The organism is Cupriavidus sp. GW822-FHT02D05, assembly GCF_058802485.1.
Genome location: NZ_JBXAOE010000055.1, coordinates 24,784 through 30,990, shown reverse-complemented (window position 1 = coordinate 30,990; position 6,207 = coordinate 24,784). Strand labels below are relative to the sequence as shown.

General features: G+C 64.0%; 6 protein-coding genes. 2 read left to right on the top strand and 4 right to left on the bottom strand.

Annotated elements, in window-relative coordinates; genetic code table 11:
* Nucleotides 1-90: 90 nt before the first annotated feature.
* Both AC1RQK_RS39240 and AC1RQK_RS39235 read right to left on the bottom strand, forming a co-directional pair.
* On the bottom strand, nt 91-1,560 hold the full coding sequence (locus tag AC1RQK_RS39240) for a coniferyl aldehyde dehydrogenase (RefSeq protein ID WP_492376049.1): 1,470 nt from the start codon (nt 1,558-1,560) through the stop codon (nt 91-93).
* The gene (locus AC1RQK_RS39235; RefSeq protein ID WP_492814940.1) at nt 1,557-2,465 is read right to left on the bottom strand and encodes a sterol desaturase family protein; all 909 of its coding nucleotides are present in this window, start codon (nt 2,463-2,465) and stop codon (nt 1,557-1,559) included. The genes AC1RQK_RS39240 and AC1RQK_RS39235 overlap by 4 nt, the downstream gene beginning before the upstream one ends.
* A gap of 125 nt (nt 2,466-2,590) precedes the next feature.
* Between AC1RQK_RS39235 and AC1RQK_RS39230 the strand changes: the two genes are divergently transcribed.
* Both AC1RQK_RS39230 and AC1RQK_RS39225 read left to right on the top strand, forming a co-directional pair.
* Nucleotides 2,591-3,508, top strand: a complete 918-nt coding sequence (locus AC1RQK_RS39230; RefSeq protein WP_492376047.1) for a LysR family transcriptional regulator — start codon at nt 2,591-2,593, stop codon at nt 3,506-3,508.
* A gap of 282 nt (nt 3,509-3,790) precedes the next feature.
* Nucleotides 3,791-4,411: a TetR/AcrR family transcriptional regulator gene (locus AC1RQK_RS39225; RefSeq protein WP_492376046.1), complete on the top strand. Its 621-nt coding sequence runs from the start codon at nt 3,791-3,793 to the stop codon at nt 4,409-4,411.
* Here the strand turns inward: AC1RQK_RS39225 and AC1RQK_RS39220 are convergent.
* Both AC1RQK_RS39220 and AC1RQK_RS39215 read right to left on the bottom strand, forming a co-directional pair.
* Nucleotides 4,317-5,099: a TetR/AcrR family transcriptional regulator gene (locus AC1RQK_RS39220; RefSeq protein WP_492376045.1), complete on the bottom strand. Its 783-nt coding sequence runs from the start codon at nt 5,097-5,099 to the stop codon at nt 4,317-4,319. The genes AC1RQK_RS39225 and AC1RQK_RS39220 overlap by 95 nt on opposite strands.
* Nucleotides 5,096-6,115: a 2Fe-2S iron-sulfur cluster-binding protein gene (locus tag AC1RQK_RS39215; RefSeq protein ID WP_492814937.1), complete on the bottom strand. Its 1,020-nt coding sequence runs from the start codon at nt 6,113-6,115 to the stop codon at nt 5,096-5,098. The genes AC1RQK_RS39220 and AC1RQK_RS39215 overlap by 4 nt, the downstream gene beginning before the upstream one ends.
* Nucleotides 6,116-6,207: the final 92 nt, after the last annotated feature.

The following is a 6,207-nucleotide window of genomic DNA, read 5'->3' as shown; positions in this document are numbered from 1 at the left end:
AAGTAGGTAATCGCCAGGCTCTCCCTTGAAACCCCCCAGTACGAAAGTACTGGGGGGTTTTGCTTTTGCGGCTGCGGATTCAGAAGGGCTTCAGAACGGTTTCTTCACCGCCACATCGCCCTGGCCGACAAACAGCTTCATCGTCAGGCGCTGCGCCAGATTGCCGTAGGGCGGATAGAACAGCCCGATGGGAAAGAACCGGTGCCGTTTGAACACGGTGCGTGCATGCGAAAGTTCGCGAAACCCCTCTTCGCCGTGATAGTTGCCCATGCCTGAGTTACCCACGCCGCCAAAGGGTGCGTCGTGGTTGACCACGTGCCAGGCCCAGTCGTTGATGGTGACGCCGCCAGAATGCGTGCGTGCAAGCAGCTTCTTGCGCTCGGCCGCATCGTGGCTGAAGCAGTACAGGGCGAGCGGACGCGAGCGTTGCTGCACCATGGCGATGGCCTGCTCGTGCGTGTCGTACGGCAGCACTGGCAGGATGGGGCCAAAGATCTCCTCGCGCATCAGCAGCATGTCGGGCGTGCAGTTCGTCACGACGTGCAATGGCAAGCGGCGGCCGGGGCCGACCTCGCCGCAGGCCATCACCGTCGCGCCCTTGGCGCGCGCGTCGTCCAGCATGGCCTGGATGCGTGCAGCGTGGCGATCGGTGGCCAGCGCCGTGTAATCGGGGTTGTGCCCGGTCCGCTCGCTGAACAGTTCGCCGAAACCTTCGATCACCGCCTTGACGAATTCGTCCACGCGTTCGCGCGGCACCAGCGCGTAATCGGGCGCCACGCAAACCTGCCCGCAGTTGATGCCCTTGCCATGCGCGATGCGCCGGGCGGCCTCGCCAACGGGATAGTCGCGCAACACGATGGCAGGCGACTTGCCGCCAAGCTCGAGCGTGACCGGCGTGAGATTGCGCGCCGCCTGGCCCATGACGATACGGCCTACCGCCGGCGAGCCGGTGAAAACGAGATGGTTGAAGGGCAGGTCGCTAAAGACGCCAGGGTTTTGCAACTCGCCGCCGATCAATGCAACGTGATCTTCGGCGAAGATCTCGCCAAGCATGGCCTTGAGCGTGGCGTTGGTGGCTGGCGTTGTCTCTGGCATCTTGATCATGACGCGGTTGCCGGCGGCCAGTGCGGCCACTAGCGGGCCCAGTGACAGATAGACCGGGAAATTCCAGGTCGCGATGACACCGACGACGCCCTTGGGCTGGTAGGTAACGTGCAGGCTGTTGCTGGCGAACAGCAGTTCGGGCCGGCGACGGCTCGCCCGCATCCAGCGGCGCACATGCGAGATGGCATGACGGATCTCCAGCGTGGTCGGCAGCACTTCCAGCATCTTGGTCTCGGCCAGAGAGCGTCCGCCGAAATCCTGGGAAATCGCTTCGGCAAGCACGTCCTGGTAACGCAGCAGTTGGTGCTTGAGAGCGCGCAAGTGTTCACGCCGCTGCCCGGCATCGGGCAAGGTGTGGCGCAGGAAGGCTTGCTGTTGCGCGGCGAACATGGCCTGAACGCGGGCGCTCAGGATGTCTTGCCTGGCCAGTTCTTCTGTCAGAGCGCGAGCATTCATGTGGACCTCTGCTGTTTATCGACCTGCAGTGCTGTATCGGAATGGGTGTCGGTCTCCGCATAAGCCCGTCCGCCAAAGCGCAGCGCGGAGTGTGCCCGGCGCGACTGGAACAGCGGGTAGAACATCTGGGTGAACCAGAGCTCCTGCCCGAACAGCACGTCGTCCTGCAAGCCAATCTTGGCGGGATACTTGCGCGTGATGTGTGCCGAGCCAAACAGGATGTCCCAGAAGAACAGCAAATTGCCGAAGTTGCCCTTGTAGTGGCCGATGCCGTCCTCATTCGTCATTGCGTGGTGCGCCCAGTGGGTGGCGGGCGTGGAGATCGTGCGTTCCAGCATCCACATCAGCGGACGCAGTGCACGGATTCGGTACAAGGGCTCGTCCCACCGCCATGCGCTGTGCGCGCCAAGGATCACAGTCAGCTTGATGACCAGGTACGCACCGTAGACTTTAGCGAAACCCAGATACAGCAGCACACCTGCAATCCACAGGCCCGGCATCATCAGGTAATAGAAAAAATTGTTCCGGTACGTGATGCGGATGCTCATGTACTGCGCGGTGTGGTGCGCGCGATGCAAAGGCCACAACAACGGCGAATGCGACACGCGATGCCACCAGTATTGCGTCATGTCGTCGCAAATCAGCAGGATCGCGGCCATTGCCCACCATGGCAGGTGCGCCCACGCACCTTGTTGTTCCGGCATCAGCCAGGCGCAAAGCTTGCCGGCCCCCAGCAAGGCCAGGGGCTGGGTGATCGCGAGCAGGCTCACGAACATCGCCAGTTCCAGCTTGGTATCGTCCAGGGTAGGATTGACGCTGTTCTTGTAGCGCCGCGTGACCCACTCCATGCAGGCAAAGCCAAGCATGGCGATCACGATCAAGATGTTCTGAAGGTGCGGACTCATTGGGGCTTGTCTCCGATCTCGCTTTTTGGCCTGAAAGGCTTTAAGTCCGGCTGACTGTAGGCTTGCTCGGTCAATGCGTCCAATGCATACTATGCAATGTTCCAATGCGTACGGAGCAACGCATCATGATGGACCTTCGCCGCCTGAGCCACGTTCTGGCGCTTGCCGATGTCCTGCATTTCGCGCGGGCTGCCGAGCGGGTGCACCTCAGCCAGCCTGCGTTCAGCCGCAGCATCCAGGCCATCGAGGCGGACCTCGGCATCCGCCTGTTCGATCGTGACGTGGGCGACGTGCGGCCGACCCCGGCCGGCGAGTTCGTGATCGGGCGTGCCCGCAGGCTGCTCTTCGATGCGCGGTGCCTGCAGCGCGATGTCGATCTCTTTCGAGACAGCCAGTTGGGCGACACCGCCTTCGGCGCCGGGCCATTCCCGGCAGCGACCCTGATGCCGCGTGCGTTGTCCGAACTGCGGCGCCTCTATCCCAAAGTGGCCTTGCGCGTGGAAGAGAGCAACTGGCAGCAGTTGCTGGAACGCCTGCGCGCCGAAGACATCGAGTTTTTCGTCGCGGACGTGCGCGACCTGCCGCAAGACCCTGCACTGGAAATCCGTCCACTGGGGACGCAACCCGGTTTCTTCTACGTACGCACCGCGCACCCGCTTGCCGGACGTCAATGCACGGTGGCAGATGCCTGGCAGTACGGTGTCGCGGCGACGAAGTTGCCAAGCGTCCTGAGTACCGAGCTGGCCAGGGTGCTCGGCTTGCCGGCGGGCGAGGAAGCTGTGCTTGCGCTCGAGTGCGATGACATTGCTATCCTGCGGGCCGTGACGCTGTCCACCGACACGGTTCTCGCCGCCACGCAGACATCGGTGCAAGCTGATCTCGATGCCGGCGCGCTGCTGCCGCTGCGCATCAAGGGGCTGCCGTCGCTGTTCTCCGAGATGGGCGTTGTCAGCCTGCGCAACCGGACGCCGTCACCGATGGCGCAAAATGCCATCGCGTGCATCGCGCGGGTCGCTGGCGAGGTGAACGCCAGGCTCTCCTGATCATTACGCCTACGAACGGCGCCAGCGCGGCAATCAACGCGCGGTTGCTGATCGGGATCACCCCCGGGCAGGTCTCGCCGGGCAGCGTGCGATCGCAATGCAGGCGGCAGGGCAAGGGTAGGAAGGCCGCATAATGCGGCATTGCTTGCGCTTATCGATTATTTGTATTCCATGCCTATTCGCCGAAAATCCTCGACGCCAGCCAGCGCGCCCGCTCGCCAGGACGCCCCCGTGCGGCGAGCCGCAAAGGGACCCGTCGCAATCACCGTCACCCCGCCAGCCATGCGCCCCCCACGCCAGCCGCGCAGCGAGCAGAACCTGGTCAACATGATCAAGGCGGGGCGTGCGCTGGCAGAGCAACGCGGCGACCTGGATGACATTTCCCTGAATGACGTCGTGAAGGCCGCCGAGACGTCGATTGGCGCCTTCTATGCCCGCTTCAAGGACAAGGAGGCGTTCCTTCAGTTCATGCTTGAGGCCGCGCTGGACGAGGCCGAAGCACTCACGAAAAAATCGATCACCAGAGATCCGGTCTGGCAAGCCGGCTCGGCTACGGCCATCGTGGAGCGCATCGTGCGCGTCTACGTAGGCCAGTTTCGCCAGAATCGTGGCCTGTTCAAAGGCTTCCTGCGGCATTACTCCGCGACCGGGGGCGGCGACAATCCCATGCGGCAGGCCAACCGCCGCATCCAGGATTTGCTTGTGCCATTGCTGGCCAGGCAACTCGATTCCCCACGCGCTGGCACCGCGGACTTCGAGGTGCGCGTCGCCATTCAGTTCCTGGTGGGCACGCTGGCCAATCTGTTGCTCAACGATCCGGGCCCGCTGCACCTGGAGCAACGCAAGCTGGAAACCCACCTGATCCGCATGATGTGCCGCTATCTGATGCTGCCAGAGGCGTAGGCAAGACGTCGCCCGCCGCTGGCAAGGCGAGGTAGCGGTGCAGCATCTCGGTGAGCCGTTGCTCCTGCCGTGGATCGTACAGATCCAGGGCGCTGGGCGTATGCAGCACGATGTTGGTCAATGCACTGATGACAAGCTGGACCGCGATGCGGGTCTCATCATCCGGCCCGCTGAAGCGCCCGGCGGCAACGCGGCTGGCCAGGCGCGGCACCATGGCATCCAGGATCTGCCGGTTGGCCTCGCGAATGGGTTGCCACAAGGGGTTCTGCGCGGGGCTATGCCGCATATACGCGGCAAACAGGCCACGGTGCTTGCGGAACAGGCCGATATAGAAGCCGACGATGCGCGTGCAGATCGCGTGGGCCGGCCCTGCGTTCCAGGCGGGGTCCGTGGCCAGCGAATAGTCCAGCTCGGCGCGCAGCTCCGCCAGAGTGTCTTCCAGCACCAGCGCGCAGAAGGTCTCCTTGTCCGGAAAGCGCGCATAGAACGCGCCAACGGACGTGGACGCGGCCCGCACGAGATCGGCGAGCGAGAAGCCGGTCAGGCTGCCGGCCTCGTTGATCAGCGCTCTCCCGGCGGCAAGCAGCGCCTTCAGCGTGGCCTCGCTTCTCTCCTGGCGGGGCTGTTTCAGCCCCGCGCGCAGTGTTGGCGCCGCGGCATCAGCGGGGGCCGTGGTTTCGGGTGTCATACGTCGAAGGTGATGGCGACCGGCCGCTCCTGGTGTGGGCGCGCCTGGCAGGTCAGGATCCAGCCGGCGGCAAGTTCGTCAGCACTGAAAACATCGTTGCGTGCATGGACGACCGCGCCATCCACGCACTTGGCCGCGCACGAGCCGCAATAGCCTTCCTCGCAGGCATAGGGCGCATCCACGCCGCAGGCCAGCGCGGCCTGCAGCAGGGACTGGCCGCTGGCAACCTGCACCACATGCAGGGCGCCGCCGAGGGTTACCGTGGCGTCGCAAGCCGGCGCGGGCACTGGCGCCGCGCTTGCCACCTCGGCCTCCTGCGCGGCCGCGTCAAACCGCTCCAGATGCACGCGCCCCGGCGCCATGCCGGCCACTTCAGCGGCCCCCAGCACGGTCTGCATGAACGGCCCGGGGCCGCACAGATAGAGCTGGCCGTGTGGCACCGCCGAGAGCAAGGCGGCAATCTTGCCACGTTCGGGAAAACCATCAGTATCGTCGTGGTGCAGATGCACGGCCAGCCGATCGGAATTGTCGCGGGACAGCCTGGCGATCTCCGCCGCGAAGATCGTGCTGCCGGCATCCCGATTGGCGTAGTAGAGCGTCATCGCGCAGCTGCTGGATGCCAGCGCCGAACGGATCATCGACAGCACCGGCGTAATGCCGCTGCCCGCCGCGCAGAAGAAGAGCGGGGCGTCCATGTTCTTGCACACGAACCGGCCGGTCGGCGCGCTTACCTCCAGTTGCGTGCCAGCGCCGACATGCGCATGGAACCAGCCCGACGCGCGGCCCCCCGGGATGCGCTTGACGGTGACGACCGGAAGGCCGCCTGCCTCGGGCGAGCTGGAAAGCGAATAGCTGCGTAGCAGTGTTTTCCCGTCCACGTTTACCCGGAAGGTGAGGTGCTGGCCGGCGCGATAGACGAAGGATTGCTGCAGCGCATCGGGGACCAAGAGCGCGTAGGAACGGGCGTCTTCGGTCTCCTGAGTGATCTGCGCGACAGTCAGATTGTGGAACTGCATCAATGTCTCCTGGTTTCTGCGGGCCCTTTGCCGGACCCTTGAAATAACAAGAAAGAGAATTATGATTCTGTTTATAGCCGGAAGCAAAAGCA